Origin of the sequence: Streptomyces sp. NBC_00344 (assembly GCF_036088315.1) — a bacterium.
Classification (GTDB): Bacteria; Actinomycetota; Actinomycetes; order Streptomycetales; family Streptomycetaceae; genus Streptomyces.
In genome coordinates, this window is sequence record NZ_CP107996.1 from 2,011,274 (window position 1) to 2,026,887 (window position 15,614).

At 68.5% G+C, this 15,614-nt stretch carries 13 protein-coding genes; 9 read left to right on the forward strand and 4 right to left on the reverse strand.

The window, feature by feature from the left end; all coding sequences use genetic code 11:
- Positions 1-30 precede the first annotated feature (30 nt).
- The 6 genes from OHS16_RS08865 to OHS16_RS08890 all read left to right on the forward strand — a co-directional run bounded on the left by OHS16_RS08865 (position 31) and on the right by OHS16_RS08890 (position 6,209).
- Positions 31-1,599, forward strand: a complete 1,569-nt coding sequence (locus OHS16_RS08865) for an ATP-binding protein (RefSeq protein WP_328536621.1) — start codon at positions 31-33, stop codon at positions 1,597-1,599.
- The gene (locus OHS16_RS08870; protein ID WP_328536622.1) at positions 1,596-2,270 is read left to right on the forward strand and encodes a response regulator; all 675 of its coding nucleotides are present in this window, start codon (positions 1,596-1,598) and stop codon (positions 2,268-2,270) included. Before OHS16_RS08865 ends, OHS16_RS08870 begins: the two co-directional genes overlap by 4 nt.
- A 123-nt stretch (positions 2,271-2,393) precedes the next feature.
- Positions 2,394-3,758: an extracellular solute-binding protein gene (locus tag OHS16_RS08875; RefSeq protein ID WP_328536623.1), complete on the forward strand. Its 1,365-nt coding sequence runs from the start codon at positions 2,394-2,396 to the stop codon at positions 3,756-3,758.
- A complete protein-coding gene (locus tag OHS16_RS08880) occupies positions 3,755-4,627 on the forward strand; it encodes a carbohydrate ABC transporter permease (protein ID WP_328536624.1) in 873 nt (290 codons plus the stop codon). Before OHS16_RS08875 ends, OHS16_RS08880 begins: the two co-directional genes overlap by 4 nt.
- A gap of 7 nt (positions 4,628-4,634) precedes the next feature.
- Positions 4,635-5,462, forward strand: a complete 828-nt coding sequence (locus OHS16_RS08885) for a carbohydrate ABC transporter permease (RefSeq protein ID WP_328536625.1) — start codon at positions 4,635-4,637, stop codon at positions 5,460-5,462.
- Positions 5,463-5,540: 78 nt separating this feature from the next.
- Positions 5,541-6,209, forward strand: a complete 669-nt coding sequence (locus OHS16_RS08890; RefSeq protein WP_328536626.1) for a helix-turn-helix domain-containing protein — start codon at positions 5,541-5,543, stop codon at positions 6,207-6,209.
- Between the two features lie 66 nt (positions 6,210-6,275).
- Here OHS16_RS08890 and OHS16_RS08895 read toward each other — a convergent pair whose 3' ends face one another.
- Entirely contained in the window at positions 6,276-7,301 is a 1,026-nt protein-coding gene (locus tag OHS16_RS08895) for an ATP-dependent 6-phosphofructokinase (RefSeq protein ID WP_328536627.1), read from the reverse strand.
- Positions 7,302-7,518: 217 nt separating this feature from the next.
- Here OHS16_RS08895 and pta point away from each other — a divergent pair, with 217 nt between their 5' ends.
- The 3 genes from pta to pyk all read left to right on the forward strand — a co-directional run bounded on the left by pta (position 7,519) and on the right by pyk (position 12,314).
- On the forward strand, positions 7,519-9,600 hold the full coding sequence (pta, locus tag OHS16_RS08900) for a phosphate acetyltransferase (protein ID WP_328536628.1): 2,082 nt from the start codon (positions 7,519-7,521) through the stop codon (positions 9,598-9,600).
- Complete coding sequence (locus OHS16_RS08905; protein ID WP_328536629.1) at positions 9,597-10,805, forward strand: acetate kinase; 1,209 nt, start codon at positions 9,597-9,599, stop codon at positions 10,803-10,805. The genes pta and OHS16_RS08905 overlap by 4 nt, the downstream gene beginning before the upstream one ends.
- A gap of 81 nt (positions 10,806-10,886) precedes the next feature.
- The gene (gene pyk / locus OHS16_RS08910; protein ID WP_328536630.1) at positions 10,887-12,314 is read left to right on the forward strand and encodes a pyruvate kinase; all 1,428 of its coding nucleotides are present in this window, start codon (positions 10,887-10,889) and stop codon (positions 12,312-12,314) included.
- 251 nt (positions 12,315-12,565) lie between these two features.
- Here the strand turns inward: pyk and OHS16_RS08915 are convergent, their stop codons facing one another.
- From OHS16_RS08915 to OHS16_RS08925, 3 genes are all read right to left on the reverse strand, one after another.
- Complete coding sequence (locus tag OHS16_RS08915) at positions 12,566-13,882, reverse strand: hypothetical protein (RefSeq protein ID WP_328540774.1); 1,317 nt, start codon at positions 13,880-13,882, stop codon at positions 12,566-12,568.
- Positions 13,872-14,456, reverse strand: a complete 585-nt coding sequence (locus OHS16_RS08920) for a DUF6114 domain-containing protein (protein WP_328536631.1) — start codon at positions 14,454-14,456, stop codon at positions 13,872-13,874. Before OHS16_RS08920 ends, OHS16_RS08915 begins: the two co-directional genes overlap by 11 nt.
- A gap of 94 nt (positions 14,457-14,550) precedes the next feature.
- Positions 14,551-15,183, reverse strand: coding sequence for a DUF6230 family protein (locus OHS16_RS08925; protein WP_328536632.1), 633 nt, complete (start codon positions 15,181-15,183; stop codon positions 14,551-14,553).
- Positions 15,184-15,614: the final 431 nt, after the last annotated feature.

Consider the following 15,614-nt stretch of genomic DNA (forward strand, 5'->3'; position numbering starts at 1 on the left):
TCCCGAGAACCGCAGGGCACACTTTCAGCCATGCAGATACCCCGCCCCCGGCCCCGCAGCCTCGCCGGCCAGCTCTTCGCGATGCAGGTCGTGCTGGTGGCGGTCATCGTGGCCGGATGTGCGGTCTTCAGCTATCTGTCCGAGCAGCGCCAGGCGCAGGCCGCCGCGCTGCGTCAGGCGACGGCTGCCGCGCAGGCCGTGGCGCTCTCGCCCTCGGTGCAGCAGGCGACGCTGAGCGCCGATCCGACGGCTGTTCTGCAGCCCTACGCCGAAGGGGTACGGCAGTCCACCGGGGTGGCCTTCGTGACGATCATGGACACCCACGGCGTCCGCTGGACCCACCCCGATCCGGCCCGCATCGGGGAGCACTATCTCGGGCACATCGGGGCGGCGCTGCACGGTGCGACGCACGACGAGACCTACACGGGCACCCTCGGCCCGTCCGCACGGGTCGTCACGCCCGTCCGGGCCGGCCACCGGATCACCGGCCTGGTCAGCGCGGGAATCACCGTGGAACGGATCGACGCACAGCTCCGGCGGCAGGTGAGTGTGCTGCTGTCGTTCGCCGCCGCGGCCCTCGCGCTCGGTGGTATCGGCACGTACGTCATCAACGCCCGGCTGCGCCGGCACACCCACGGGATGAACCCGGCCGAGCTGAGCCGGATGCACGACTATCACCAGGCCACCCTGCACGCGGTGCGGGAGGGGCTGCTGATGCTGGACAGCGGGCGCCGGATCGCCCTGATCAACGACGGCGGCCGGGAGCTGCTGGGGCTGGACGAGAACGCGGTCGGCCGCAGCGCTGCCGATCTCGGGCTGCCCGCCCCACTCGCCGGCGCCCTGCTCTCCGACGGACCGCGGGTGGACGAGGTCCATCTCACCTCCGACCGGGTCGTGGTCCTCAACAGCCGCCGGGTCTCCAGCGGCGAGCACCGCGGCACCGTGGTCACCCTGCGGGACCACACGGAGCTCCAGGCGCTCTCCGGCGAGCTGGACTCGGAGCGCGGATTCAGCCGCGCGCTGCGGGCCCAGGCCCATGAGGCGGCGAACCGGCTGCACACCGTGGTCTCCCTGATCGAGCTCGGGCGGGTGACCGAGGCCGTGGAGTTCGCCACCGCCGAGCTCGAGCTCGCCCAGACCCTCACCGACCATGTGGTGGGAGCCGTGGACGAACCGGTGCTGGCCGCGCTGCTCCTGGGGAAGGCCGCTCAGGCGAACGAGCGGGGCGTGGAGCTGGTACTGGCCGAGGACAGCGTCATCGACGAAGGGCTGCTGCCGGCCCGCGACCTGGTCACGATCCTCGGCAATCTCATCGACAACGCGGTCGACGCGGCCCAGGGCAGCGAGGACGCGCGGGTCACCGTCACCGTACGGGCGGCCGGCGGCGAACTGCTGATCCGGGTGCACGACACCGGGCCCGGGGTCGGCGCCGACGACACCGACGACGTCTTCCGGCTCGGCTGGTCGACGAAGAGCACCGGCCGCGGCCTGGGTCTCGCCCTGGTCAGGCAGACCGTCCTGGGCGGTGGCGGTACGGTCACGGTGTCCGGCGCGGAGTTCGTCGTCAGGCTTCCGGTCCGGCAGGAGGCAACCGCATGATCAGAGTGCTGGTCGTCGAGGACGACCGGGTGGCGGCGGACGCCCATGAGCTCTACGTCGGCCGGGTCCCGGGCTTCGCCGTGGCAGGAAAGGTCCACTCCGGAGCTGAGGCGGTACGCGCCTTGGACCGTACGCCGGTCGACCTGCTCCTGCTCGATCTGCACCTCCCGGACGGACACGGCCTCCAACTGGTCCGCTCGCTGCGGACAGCGGGGCACACCGCCGATGTCATCGCCGTCACATCGGCGCGTGATCTGGCCGTGGTGCGCGAAGGGGTGTCGCTCGGCGTGGTGCAGTACGTACTGAAGCCGTTCACCTTCGCCACCCTCCGCGACCGGCTGGTGCGTTACGCCGAATTCCGCACGGCCGCCGCCGGCGAGGCGAGCGGGCAGGAAGAGGTGGACCGGGCGCTGGCCACCCTCCGGACACCGCAGCCCTCCGCGCTCCCCAAGGGTCTGAGCGCCCCGACGCTCGAAGCGGTGATCCGTACGCTGCGGGCCGCGTCCGGCGGCGCCACCGCGACCGGCACCGGTACCGAGGTCGGCATCTCGCGGATCACCGCCCGCCGGTATCTGGAGCATCTGGTCACCACCGGACGGGCCGCGCGCAGTCCGCAGTACGGGCAGATCGGACGCCCGGAACTGCAGTACCGCTGGCTCAGCCGCCCGTGAACCCACCGGGGAACGGGGCCGATAACAACGTTGTCATGCACGGGCATTGACCTTCGAATCGGCCCCGCCTTACGTTCGCCGGGCAGCCGCTGATCGCGGTTCGCGCCTGAGGAGGTCGTGCCCGTGCGCCCCACCGCCCCGCTGATCCTCGCTGCCGCAGCCACCGTCATCGCGGCGGGTTCGCTCACCGCCTGTGGCAGTGGTTCCGGCAGCGATCCGGACACCGTGCGGATCGCGTATCAGCGATCCACCAGCAACAAAGTACGCATCATGGACAACTATCTCGCCACGGTGAAGAAGGACTTCGAGAAGGCCAATCCGGGCAAGAAGGTCAAGCTTCTGCCGATCCAGGCCGACGAGAACGCCTACTACACCAAGATCCAGCAGATGATGCGCTCCCCGAAGACCGCCCCCGACCTGGTCTACGAGGACACCTTCCTGATCAACTCGGACATCAAGAGCGGCTATCTGGCGCCGATCGACAAGTACCTCGACGCGTGGCCGGGTTGGGACCACTTCGTACCGACGGCCAAGACCGCGGCCAAGGCCCAGGACGGCAAGACGTACGGAGTCCCCGACGGGACCGACACCCGGGGCCTCTGGTTCAACAAGGAGATCTTCAAGAAGGCCGGGCTGCCGGAGAACTGGCAGCCCAAGAGCTGGGCGGAGATCCTCGACGCGGCACGCACCATCAAGAAGAAGGTGCCGGGCAGCATCCCGCTGAACGTCTACACCGGCAAGGGCCCCGGTGAAGCCGCGGTGATGCAGGGCTTCGAGATGCTGCTGTACGGCACGGGCGCCGACCCCCTGTACGACGCGAAGCAGCGCAAGTGGGTCGCCGGCGGCAAGGGATTCAAGGACTCGCTGGACTTCGTGCACACCGTCTTCAAGGAGAGGCTCGGCCCCGAGCAGTCCGACGCGCTGGACCCGAACGTCGGAACGCAGGTGCAGACCGAATGGCTGCCCGACTCCAAGCTGGCCATCGATCTGGACGGTTCCTGGCTCGGCAACCAGTGGCTGCCGACCGGCGGCAAGCCATGGCCGGCGTGGTCGAAGGTGATGGGCCAGGCGGCGATGCCCACCCAGAACGGCCAGGCACCCGGCACGGTGTCCATGTCGGGCGGCTGGACCTGGTCGATCCCCAGCAAGTCCAGGAACACGGACCTGGCCTGGAAGATGATCCAGCAGTTGCAGACGCAGAAGAACGCCGTGAAGTGGACGGTCCAGGGTGCCCAGATCGCGGTCCGCGACGACGTCGCCAAGGATCCGGAGTATCTGAAGTCCAGTCCCGGGGTGACCTTCTTCACGAGTCTGGTGAAGAACACGCACTACCGGCCCGCCCTCCCCGTCTACCCGCAGGTGTCGTCGGCCATCGGCGACGCGATGGAGTCAGTGACGACGGGCGACGCCTCACCCGAAGCGGCGGCGAAGACATACGACGACCAGCTGAAGACGGCCGTCGGCGACGCCATCGTCAGCAAGGGATGAGCAGCACACTGCGCAGGGGCGGCCCGCTCGGCTGGCTGCCCCTCACCCCCGCCGTCCTTCTGCTGCTGGTCTTCCTCGCGGGGCCCATCGGCTACTGCGTCTACATCGCGTTCACCAACATGCAGCTGACCGGGACCTCGTCGACCGACTTCGTCGGGCTGGCGAACTTCCGCCGTGCCTTCAGCGACGTGAACTTCCGCAACGCGGTCTGGCTGACGCTGGTGTTCACCGTCATTTCGTCGATCCTCGGGCAGAACAGCCTGGGCATGGCGCTGGCCGCTCTGATGCGCCGGGCATCCAAACCCGTCCGCACCGTCACCGGGATCTTCGTGATCGCCGCCTGGGTGCTCCCGGAGATCGTCGCCGCGTTCCTGCTGTACGCCTTCTTCCGCCGCGAGGGCACGCTCAACGCGATCCTCGGATGGCTCCATCTCCCGACCCAGAACTGGCTCTACACGCTGCCCATCCTGGCCGTCTCGTTCGCCAACGTCTGGCGCGGCACCGCGTTCTCGATGCTCATCTACTCGGCTGCTCTCAACGAGATACCGCAGGACGTCACGGAGGCCGCCGAGATGGACGGCGCGACGGGGCTGCGGCGCTTCTGGCACATCACCCTGCCCATGATCCGCCGCTCCATCGCCACCAATCTGATGCTCAACACCCTGCAGACCCTGTCGGTCTTCGGACTGATCTGGGCGATGACCCGCGGCGGGCCAGGCAACCGCAGCGAGACCCTGCCCGTTTTCATGTACGACCAGGCGTTCCTCAAGAGCTTCATCGGCTACGGCACCGCCGTAGCCCTTCTGCTGCTGTTGATCAGCTCGCTCTTCTCGGCCGTCTATCTGCGCCTGATCAAGACGGAGGTGTGAGGTGTCCATGCGCCGCCGTACCACCGAACGTCTGGCCATCGACGCCGCTCTGCTGGTGCTCGCCGCGGCCTTCGCGGTACCACTCGTATGGCTGGTCCTGGCCTCGGTCGACCCGCTCGCCGGGCTGCGCGTCCGCATCCCGCACAGCCCCGGACTGTCCAACTTCACCGGAGTGCTCAACGAGGAGATCACCTTCCGGCCGATGCTCAACAGTCTGCTGCTGTGCGGCAGCGCGACCGCGCTGACCGTCGCCGCGGCCGCGCTGGCCGCGTATCCCCTCTCGCGTTACAGGTCGCGCTTCAACCGTCCGTTCCTGCTGACGATCCTGTTCACCACCTGTCTGCCGATCACCGCGATCATGGTTCCGGTCTATGCGCTGTTCGTGCAGACCGATCTCATCGACACCATGTACGGCACCGCGCTCTTCATGTGCACCTCTCAACTCCCCTTTGCCATCTGGCTGATGAAGAACTTCATGGACGGCGTTCCGATGGTTCTCGAGGAGGCGGCCTGGACCGACGGCGCCGGTGCGATGCAGACCCTGCGACGGGTGGTGCTGCCGCTGATGGGTCCGGGCGTCATGGTGGTGACGATCTTCAGCTTCATCATGATGTGGGGGAACTTCTTCGTCCCGTTCATGCTGCTGCTCACGCCGGAACAGCTGCCCGCTTCGGTCTCGATCTACAACTTCTTCGGCAACCGGACGGGGCAGGTGGCGTTCGGGGAGCTCGCCGCGTTCTCGATCATCTACTCCACCCCCGTGGTGCTGCTCTACATCCTGATCTCCCGCAGGCTGGGCGGCGGGTTCGCCCTGGGCGGTGCGGTCAAGGGGTGACCTGACAGTGTGGACACATGGTGAGACGGTGTGAACAAACCGTATTCACCGGAGGGCATATGCCCTTATCTTGTGCCCGTGCACCAGACCCCGCCCTTCGATGCCTCTGCCGCACGCCGCCTGCGTGAAGCCCTCGGCATGGCTCCCGGCCATGTCGCCTACGGGCTGCGTGCCCAGTACGGCCTTTCCGCCACTCCGGACCTGGTGGCCGCCTGGGAACGCGGCCTGCAGTCCCCGACGTCCCGTGAACTGACAGCACTGGCAGGTGTGCTGTGGTGCTCCCCGGGGGAACTCCTGGTCGCTGCCATCACCCTGCGTGAGCACCGGCTGGCCCACGGCCTGGCGCCGGAGGACCTGGCACGGCAGGTCGGGATGGATGTTCCCGGGTATCTGAAGAGCGAGGAGTCGGGACGCTGGCGCGGCAACGAACGCCAGTCGATGGCGCTCAAGGAGGCGCTCTCCCTCACTCCGGCGGAATTCCTGACGGCCACCGGCCGTGACGGCGAGCTGGCCGATGTGCTGCGCCGAGCGGTGACCACGCGCTGGCAGGCCCATGTACGGCCCACGGCCAAGCTGGTGCCGCTGCCCAGACCGCGGATCGAGGGCGCGCTCGAGCAGCTGCACTCCGACTACCAGGCGCAGATGGTGACCACACTCAGCTGGGGCGCCGCCGCCGGTTCGGGCGACGAGGGACGCACCTTCCTCGACGGGATCGTTCCGCGCTTCTGGGAGATCACCCAGAGCTGAGGGCTGTCCGTTGTTCCCCGGCAGGCCGCCGCCGCACGACGCGACGGTCGGCCGGGATGGGCCTCGTCAGAAGACCGATTCCGCCTCGTACATACGACTCGGGTCGACCGTCTTCAGGTGGGTGACCGCATCCGCCAGCGGCACCATCGAGATGTCCGTGCCGCGCAACGCCGTCATGTTGCCGAAGTCCCCGCGGTGCACCGCCTCCACGGCGTGCCAGCCGAAGCGGGTCGCCAGCACCCGGTCGTACGCGGTGGGGGTACCGCCTCGCTGCACATGGCCGAGGATGACCGGGCGGGCCTCCTTGCCGAGACGGCTCTCCAGTTCGATGGCCAGGCGGGTACCGATACCGGCGAAGCGTTCATGGCCGTACTGGTCGATGACGCCCTTCTCGTAGGGCATGGAGCCCTCGGCCGGGTGCGCCCCCTCGGCCACACAGATCACCGCGAACCGCTTGCCGCGGGCGAAGCGCTCCTCGACCATCTTGACCAGGTCGTCGACCTCGAAGTGCCGCTCGGGGAGACAGATTCCGTGGGCGCCGCCCGCCATTCCGGACTCCAGGGCGATCCAGCCGGCGTGCCGGCCCATCACCTCGACGACCATCACCCGCTGGTGCGACTCGGCGGTGGTCTTCAGACGGTCGATGGCCTCGGTCGCTACCCCGACCGCGGTGTCGAAACCGAAGGTGCGGTCGGTACCCGAGATGTCGTTGTCGATGGTCTTCGGGACACCCACCACCGGCATACCGGCGTCGGAGAGCATCCGGGCGGCGGTGAGAGTGCCCTCGCCCCCGATGGGGATCAGGGCGTCGATGCCGTAGCGCCTGGTCAGCTCGGCGCAGTTCTCCGCCGCCTCGCGCAGCCGGTCGCGCTCGAGGCGGGCCGAGCCGAGGATCGTGCCACCACGGGCGAGGATGCCGCTGACCTCGTTGAGGTGGAGCGGCCGGTAGTGGCCGTCGAGCAGGCCCTTGAAGCCGTCCTCGAATCCGATGATCTCGTCGTTGTGGCCGGTCACTGCGCGGTGCACAACCGAGCGGATGACCGCGTTCAGGCCGGGGCAGTCGCCGCCTGCGGTGAGGACTCCGATGCGCATCGTGCTGTGTCTCCTGCTCCTAGCGGTACATGTGAGCCGGCCCGATTCTTCCACGGCCCGCCCGGCCGGCGCCTTTACCGCCACTCCGCGGACAGGCGACCCGACAGGGCCCGAGGGTACTGTCAAGAGGGCGCGCCCGGCCTCAGGGGCTGACGGGGACCGGCCGGGAAGGCGCCCGTCGGACCACACCCCGAGAAGAGAAGGACGGAGAACACGCGTGACGCGCAGCGTGTACGTGACCGGGATCGATCGCGGCGACGGCCGCCAGGTCGTCGAGCTGGGGATCATGGAACTCCTGACCCGCCAGGTGGACCGGGTGGGAGTCTTCCGGCCACTGGTGCACGACGGACCCGACCGTATGTTCGAGCTGCTGAGGTCGCGTTACCGGCTGAGCCAGGACCCGGCGTCGGTCTACGGAATGGACTATCACGAGGCCTCCGCCCTCCAGGCGGAGCAGGGCACCGACGAACTCGTCTCCCGGCTCGTCGGCCGCTTCCACGAGGCGGCCAGGGGGTACGAGGTGGTGCTCGTGCTGGGTACCGACTTCTCCGGCACCCAGCTGCCCGACGAGCTGGCGCTCAATGCCAGGCTCGCCAACGAATTCGGCGCATCGGTGATCCCGGTCGTCGGCGGCAAGGGTCAGACGGCCGATTCCGTGAGCGCCGAGGTCCGCAACGCCCACCGCGCCTATCAGGCGCTCGGCTGTGATGTCATCACCATGGTCGCCAACCGGGTCGCCCCCGGGGACCGCGGGACCGTCGCCGAGCAGCTGGCCTCGCAGCTGTCCGTGTCCTGCTCGGTCCTGCCCGACGAGCCGGCCCTGGCGGCGCCGACCGTCGCCCAGATCACCGGCGCGCTGGGCGGAACGGTTCTGCTCGGGGACGACGCGGGGCTCGCCCGGGACGCGCTGGACTTCGTCTTCGGCGGAGCGATGCTGCCCAACTTCCTCAACGCGCTGACGCCGGGCTGCCTGGTGGTGACCCCCGGCGACCGTGCCGACCTGGTGGTGGGCTCGCTCGCCGCGCACAGCGCGGGGACCCCTCCGATAGCCGGGGTGCTGCTGACCCTGAACGAGCGCCCCGGCCAGGGCATCCTCACACTCGCCGACCGGCTCGCGCCCGGCACCCCGGTGGTCGCGGTCACCGGGGGCTCATTCCCCACCGCCGGTGAACTCTTCGCCCTGGAAGGCCGGATGACGGCGCAGACCCCCCGGAAGGCGGAGACCGCGCTGGGTCTCTTCGAGCGCCATGTGGACACCGGGGAGCTGCTGAACAGGCTCTCGGTGGCCCGCAGCGGCCGGGTCACCCCGATGATGTTCGAGCACGAGCTCCTGGAGACCGCGCGCGCCGTCCGCCGCCGGGTGGTGCTGCCCGAAGGCACCGAGGAGCGGGTGCTGCGGGCCGCTGATGTGCTGCTGCGCCGCCGGGTCTGCGATCTGACGCTGCTGGGCAATGTGGACGCCGTCCGCAAGAAGGCCGCCGATCTGGGCATCGATCTCTCCCGGGCCGACGTCGTGGATCCTGAGACCTCCGAACTGCGGCAACGCTTCGCCGAGGTGTACGCGAAACTGCGGGAGCACAAGGGCGTCACCTTCGAACTCGCCCACGACGTGGTCGCCGATGTGTCGTACTTCGGCACGCTCATGGTCCAGGAGGGGCTCGCCGACGGCATGGTGTCGGGCGCCGTGCACTCCACGGCGGCGACCATCAGGCCCGCCTTCGAGATCATCAAGACCAAGCCCACCGCCTCGATCGTCTCCTCGGTGTTCTTCATGTGCCTGGCCGACAAGGTCCTGGTGTACGGGGACTGCGCCGTCAACCCGGACCCCGACGCCGAACAGCTCGCGGACATCGCGATCCAGGCGGCCGCCACCGCGGCCCGGTTCGGGGTGGAACCACGGATCGCGATGCTCTCGTACTCGACCGGCACATCGGGCTCGGGGGCGGACGTCGACAAGGTGCGCCAGGCCACCGAAATGGTCAGGTCCGCGCGGCCGGACCTGAAGATCGAGGGACCGATCCAGTACGACGCGGCGGTCGAGCCGTCCGTCGCCGCCACCAAGCTGCCGGGCTCCGATGTCGCAGGACAGGCCACCGTACTGATCTTCCCCGACCTCAACACGGGCAACAACACCTACAAGGCAGTGCAGCGTTCGGCCGGCGCCGTCGCCGTGGGCCCGGTACTCCAGGGGCTGCGCAAGCCCGTCAACGACCTCTCACGCGGCGCCCTCGTCGAGGACATCGTCAACACGGTCGCGATCACCGCGATCCAGGCCCAGGGCCAGGAGGGCTCCGCATGACCGCCGCCACCCGCATCCTCGTCCTCAACTCCGGCTCCTCGTCGGTGAAGTACCAGCTGCTCGACATGACGGACGCCTCCCGGCTCGCGGTCGGCCTGGTGGAGCGGATCGGTGAGCCGGCTTCCCGGTTCACGCACACACCGCTCTTCACCGGCGGAGAGACCCGGGTGAGGGCCGGAGCTGTGGCCGACCACGCGGCGGCCCTGGAGGCGGTCGCCGATGAGCTGGCCGCCGACGGGCTGGGGCTCGACTCCCCCGAGCTGGCCGCGATCGGCCACCGGGTGGTGCACGGCGGGCTGATGTTCACCGCACCGACGGTGGTGGACGACGCGGTGCTCAAGGAGATCGAACGGCTGGTGCCGGTCGCCCCGCTGCACAACCCGGCCAACATCACCGGCATCCGGACCGCGCAGCAACTGCGCCCCGATCTGCCGCAGGTCGCCGTATTCGACACCGCGTTCCACACGACCATGCCGGAATACGCAGCCCGCTACGCCATCGACGTGGAGACCGCGGACGCGCACCGCATCCGCCGCTACGGCTTCCACGGCACCTCGCACGCCTATGTCTCCCGCAGGACCGCGGCCCTGCTCGGGAAGGCACCCGCGGACGTCAATGTCATCGTGCTGCACCTCGGCAACGGGGCTTCGGCATCGGCGGTGGCCGGCGGGGTCTGTGTGGACACCTCCATGGGGCTCACCCCCTTGGAGGGACTGGTGATGGGTACACGGTCCGGGGACACCGACCCGGCCGTGATCTTTCATCTGTCCCGGGTGGCCGGCATGTCGGTCGACGAGATCGATGTGCTGCTGAACAAGAAGAGCGGCCTGGTGGGGCTGTGCGGCGACAACGACATGCGAGAGATCGTGCGGCGCATCGACGAGGGTGACGAATCGGCCGGGCTGGCCTTCGCCATCTATGTGCAGCGGCTGAAGAAGTACATCGGCGCCTACGCGGCGGTGCTCGGCCGGGTCGACGCCGTGGCGTTCACCGCGGGCGTCGGCGAGAACTCGGCGCCCGTGCGCGAAGCGGCCGTCGCGGGCCTCGAACTGCTGGGGCTTGCGGTGGATCCCGGGCTCAATGCCGTACGTTCCGACGAGGCCCGGCTGATCTCCCCGGCGCACTCCCGGGTGGCCGTGGCCGTGGTCCCGACGGACGAAGAACTTGAAATTGCACAACAGGTCTACGCCCTGGTCAACGGCTGACACCTGAGCGCCATCCCGCCCATTTGTACTTTCCACCAGACGGAATATTCCGCAGCGAAACAAACCGATAGGATCCGCCTCATGCGCCGTTCCAAAATCGTCTGCACCCTGGGCCCAGCCGTCGACTCCTATGAGCAGCTGAAAACGCTCATCGAGGCCGGCATGAATGTGGCCCGTCTGAATATGAGCCACGGGTCCCACGCTGAGCACGAGGAGCGGTACCACCGCGTCCGCAAGGCCTCGGAGGCCACCGGCCACGCCGTGGGCGTGCTCGCCGACCTCCAGGGCCCCAAGATCCGGCTGGAGACCTTCGCCGACGGACCCGTCGAGCTGGTGCGCGGTGACGAGTTCACCATCACCGCCGAGGACGTACCGGGTGACAAGTCCATCTGCGGTACGACCTACAAGGGCCTGCCCAGCGATGTCGCCAAGGGTGACCCGATCCTGATCAACGACGGGAACGTCGAGCTCAAGGTCACCTCGGTCGAGGGCCCGCAGGTCAGGACCATCGTCATCGAGGGCGGTGTCATCTCCGACCACAAGGGCATCAACCTGCCCGGTGCGGCGGTGAACGTGCCCGCCCTGTCCGAGAAGGACATCGACGACCTCCGGTTCGCGCTGCGGATGGGCTGCGACCTGGTGGCGCTCTCCTTCGTGCGCGACGCGAGCGACGTCAAGGACGTCCACAAGATCATGGACGAGGAGGGCCGCCGGGTCCCGGTCATCGCCAAGGTCGAGAAGCCGCAGGCCGTCGCCAACATGGAGGGCGTCGTCGCGGCCTTCGACGGTGTCATGGTCGCCCGTGGTGACCTGGCCGTCGAGTACCCGCTCGAGAAGGTCCCGATGGTGCAGAAGCGCCTCATCGAGCTCTGCCGGCGCAACGCCAAGCCGGTCATCGTCGCGACTCAGATGATGGAGTCGATGATCACCAACTCGCGCCCCACCCGCGCCGAGGCGTCCGATGTCGCCAACGCGATTCTCGACGGGGCCGACGCGGTCATGCTCTCCGCCGAGTCATCGGTCGGTGCCTATCCGGTCGAGACCGTGAAGACGATGTCGAAGATCGTCGTCGCTGCCGAGGAGGAGCTGCTGTCCAAGGGCCTCCAGCCCCTGGTCCCCGGCAAGAAGCCGCGTACCCAGGGCGGCTCGGTCGCCCGCGCGGCCTGCGAGATCGCGGACTTCCTGAACGCCAAGGCCCTGGTCGCCTTCACCCAGTCCGGAGACACGGCCCGGCGCCTGTCCCGCTACCGCACCTGCCAGCCGATCCTGGCCTTCACCACGGACGAGGCGACCCGCAGCCAGCTCGCGCTGAGCTGGGGCGTCGAGTCGTACGTCGTGCCCCACGTGGACAACACCGACGCGATGGTCGACCTCGTGGACGCCGAGCTGCTGAAGCTCAACCGTTACGGCGACGGCGACAAGATGGTCATCACGGCCGGTTCTCCCCCCGGTGTCCCCGGGACCACGAACATGGTCCGGGTGCACCACCTGGGCGGCGAGAGCGAGTAGTTCCCGCCCGTCCCGCCGCGCCACTGTGGCCCGTGTCCCCGAACCCCGGGGTGCGGGCCACAGGCCTGAACGGGGCAGGAACGCGAGGGTGGGCCCCTGGCGGGGCGCCGGAGCAGGCCGGCACGCCCCCGGAGGACCGAGCCCGGCTGCCGGAAAACGGAAACGACGGTGGCCCGCACCCCTGTTGAGCATTGCTCTGGGGTGCGGGCCACCGTCGTTTCCGCGGCTCCCGGACGTGCTTTGCCGGCGGGTCAGGCGCCGGTGAAGTAGTTCTGGAGACCGGGCACGGTGAGAGTGCCACCGAACTGGCCCGCCTGCTTCACCGTGACGTTCGTGAAGAACGCGAACGGCACGTTGATGGGAGGCGGGGTCTCCGGGCTGAACGTGATCGGGATGAGACCGAAGAGGTTGCCCTTCAGCTCTTCCGTGTACATCGTGACCGTGCCGTTGCGGATCGTGGACGTCGAGCCGGAGGCCGCCTTGACGTTGCCGGTCTTTCCGTTCGGGCCGACGGTCAGCTGGTGCAGGTCCTTGATGTCCACCGATGACGAGGTGAACTTCAGTACCTTCTTGATCTTCCCGCTGCCCGTCTTGACCTCGACGATTCCCTTGTAGTCGAGACCACTGAGGGTGAGCATCGAGCTCTTCAGGGTCCACGGGTCGTCCGGCAGGGACGGCATGCCCGTCTCCTGGTCGGCCGCCGCGAGGGCCTTGGGGTCCGCGGTGGGGCACGGATAGGACGGCTTGGCACCGTCCGGTATCGCGGTGTCCTTCGTCGGGTCGAGGCTCTTGGCGCCGGCAGGCAGGTCCTTGACCGACTTGCCTGCCTCGGCCGCCGCTGCGCGAATCTTGTCGGCGGTGTCGTCCGCCGTCTTCTTCGCCGCGGCCGTGACCTTGTCGGTGACCTTCGAGACGGGCTTGTCGGCGGTCTTGGACGCGTCAGGGGTCTTGGACGCGTCGGGGGACGCCTTGGCCGAATCGGAGGCCGAGGGGGTGGGGGACGGGCTCGCGGTGTCCTTGTCGGAACCGCCGCCGAGCAGATTCCCCAGCGCTTCTCCGACACCCAGCGGGTCCAGCGAACTCTTCGTCTTCGTCGCGGTCGGCGACGAGCTGGACGAAGCGGACGGCTGGTCCGACGACGGCGCGGCCGACTTGGACGTGCTCCCGGCCGAAGGCGTGGCCGACGGAGCCGGCGTGTCCTTCGTGTCCGCGGACTCGTCCTTCGCCGTGTCCGTCTTCTTCGCCTTGTCGGCGGAGGACGAACCCGACGCACTCGCGGAAGGGCTCGGCGAGTCGGACGGCTTCGCCGAATCGCTCGGCGCGTCCGAACGCGTGACACAGGGGCCGGCCGCGAACGGACTGCCTCCGTCGTCGGCCATCGCCAGCTTGGGGGTGAGCCCCATCCCGACGACCACCGCGGTGGGCATCGCGGCAAGGGCGATCGCCTTGCTCGTGGGAATGTGCAGCTTCGTCAGCAACGACTTCCTGGGAGCCGCGTGACGGCCCCCTCTTCGCTCGGAGAGGTCGTCGCTTTCGGTGGTACTCAGCTGCGCTTCGTCACCCCGCACGGTGCCTCCCACCGTTGGCATCCACTGTCGTGTCCTGGTTGTGCACGGCCGGCTTCTGCCCGGGGACGGCCGCGTGGTGGCTGAACGCGTCGAACGCGCCCGCCTCCGCACCTTCGGATGTTCCGTCCCGGGGAGCCACACCCTCGGGCTCGCCCTCGGCAGGCACAGCCGGATCCCGGTTCGGCTTCGCAGGCGCCCAGGAGAGGGCGAGAGCACCACCGAGCATGGACAGCAGGAAGCCGATGATGAAGCCACCGATGTTGGCCACCGGGAGGGAAATCAGCGCGAGCAGGATAGCCGCGATGCCCGCGAACACCCGGACTACGCTGTGGAACCACATCGTCACGCCGAGCGTGACCAGCAGCACACCGATGATCAGCGACCCGGCGCCGGCCGTGGTGGACATGGCAAGCGTCATGTTGCCGAGGTGCATGTTGGCGTACGGGAAGTAGGCGATCGGCCCGCCTCCCGCCAGGGTGAACAGGCCCGCCCAGAAGGGTCGGCCGCCCCGCCAGTCGTGAAAGCGAAGCCGCCAGTAGGTGAAGGTGCGGGAACCCGTGGACTCGGCGCTCATGGAAAACAGCTCCCTGGTACCGGTGTTGCTATGAGAAGTAGAGGTTCGGGCAGCCGGGGAGCCCGTGACGCGCCCCCCGGCTGCCCCGGCGTGCTTAGTAGCACTCCTGCGTGCCGGACTTCAGCCTCAGGCTCAGGTTGCTGAGCTTGAAGGTGCCCGCTGTGGTTGCCCACGCCGTCTGCTTGACGTGGGTGAGGGTCGCCTCTTCGGCTCGCTGCGCGAAGCCGTTGGGGTTGACCTTCTTCTCGGTACCCTTCTGGATACCGGCGTCGCCGGCCGCCACACCGATGTCGATGTTCTTGAACGACGCGTCGGCGTCGAGGCTCTCGACATCGAGGTAGAGGTTGGTCGCCTCGACCGGCTTCTTCGCGTCCGTACCGGCGTGCAGCTGCAGCGTGACGTTGCCAAGGCCGAACGGCAGGTCAGGAGTGACCACCGACTGGCACATGTTGTTGATGGTCGCGCTGCTGAAGCCGGACACGGCCACCGCGTGAGCGGCGTCCTTGCCGTTGAGGTCCTTGCCAGTGGCAACGCTGCCGTACTGGACGAAGTCCTCACCGACCAGCTTGTCGGCACTCACCTTGAAGCTCTGGCCGGAAACGCTGAACGATGCCGCGAGCGCACCCTGCGCCAGGCCAACGCCCACCGCCGCGGTGGCGACCACGGTCGGCACCATGACCAGCGCGAACCGCTTCCATCTGGTCCCGCCACGTATCTGGGAACTCACTAATTTCCTCCTTCTCGGACGTACATCTCCGGATCGGGTCGAGCCCGTCCTGGGATGGGAGAAGTGCTACGTCCTCGGGAAGGAGAGCGCCTGTACCGGAAACGCGAAGCGCGTCCGATGCACCGGCGATCACCCCCGAGCGACAACCACTGGCCACGCCTTCGCGTAACCGCTGGACAGGCCCCGCCGGGTAGCAGGAACCCCCCTGTCCCCAGTCGGCATTACTGCCTCCGACCGGCTCGGTGGGGACCCAAGCGGCCACGGACACGACCGGATGTCGCGCCGGTGCGTTGTTGGACCGAGCCTGGCTGATCGTGGTCCATTCGGAGCCGTGACACAAGGGGTTCATTACCGGCTAGTAACGGCCGTATAACCGAACCGCGACCGGCGGATATCGGCCGGGCACACAGGGTGGGGCCGACGTCGTCGCT

Bases quoted from the DNA above. Each gene is read 5' to 3' on its own strand.
- OHS16_RS08865 (WP_328536621.1), top strand. From the start codon at position 31: ATGCAGATACCCCGCCCCCGGCCCCGCAGCCTCGCCGGCCAGCTCTTC.
- OHS16_RS08870 (WP_328536622.1), top strand. From the start codon at position 1,596: ATGATCAGAGTGCTGGTCGTCGAGGACGACCGGGTGGCGGCGGACGCC.
- OHS16_RS08880 (WP_328536624.1), top strand. From the start codon at position 3,755: ATGAGCAGCACACTGCGCAGGGGCGGCCCGCTCGGCTGGCTGCCCCTC.
- OHS16_RS08885 (WP_328536625.1), top strand. From the start codon at position 4,635: ATGCGCCGCCGTACCACCGAACGTCTGGCCATCGACGCCGCTCTGCTG.
- OHS16_RS08895 (WP_328536627.1), bottom strand. From the start codon at position 7,301: ATGCGCATCGGAGTCCTCACCGCAGGCGGCGACTGCCCCGGCCTGAAC.
- OHS16_RS08905 (WP_328536629.1), top strand. From the start codon at position 9,597: ATGACCGCCGCCACCCGCATCCTCGTCCTCAACTCCGGCTCCTCGTCG.
- pyk (WP_328536630.1), top strand. From the start codon at position 10,887: ATGCGCCGTTCCAAAATCGTCTGCACCCTGGGCCCAGCCGTCGACTCC.
- OHS16_RS08920 (WP_328536631.1), bottom strand. From the start codon at position 14,456: ATGAGCGCCGAGTCCACGGGTTCCCGCACCTTCACCTACTGGCGGCTT.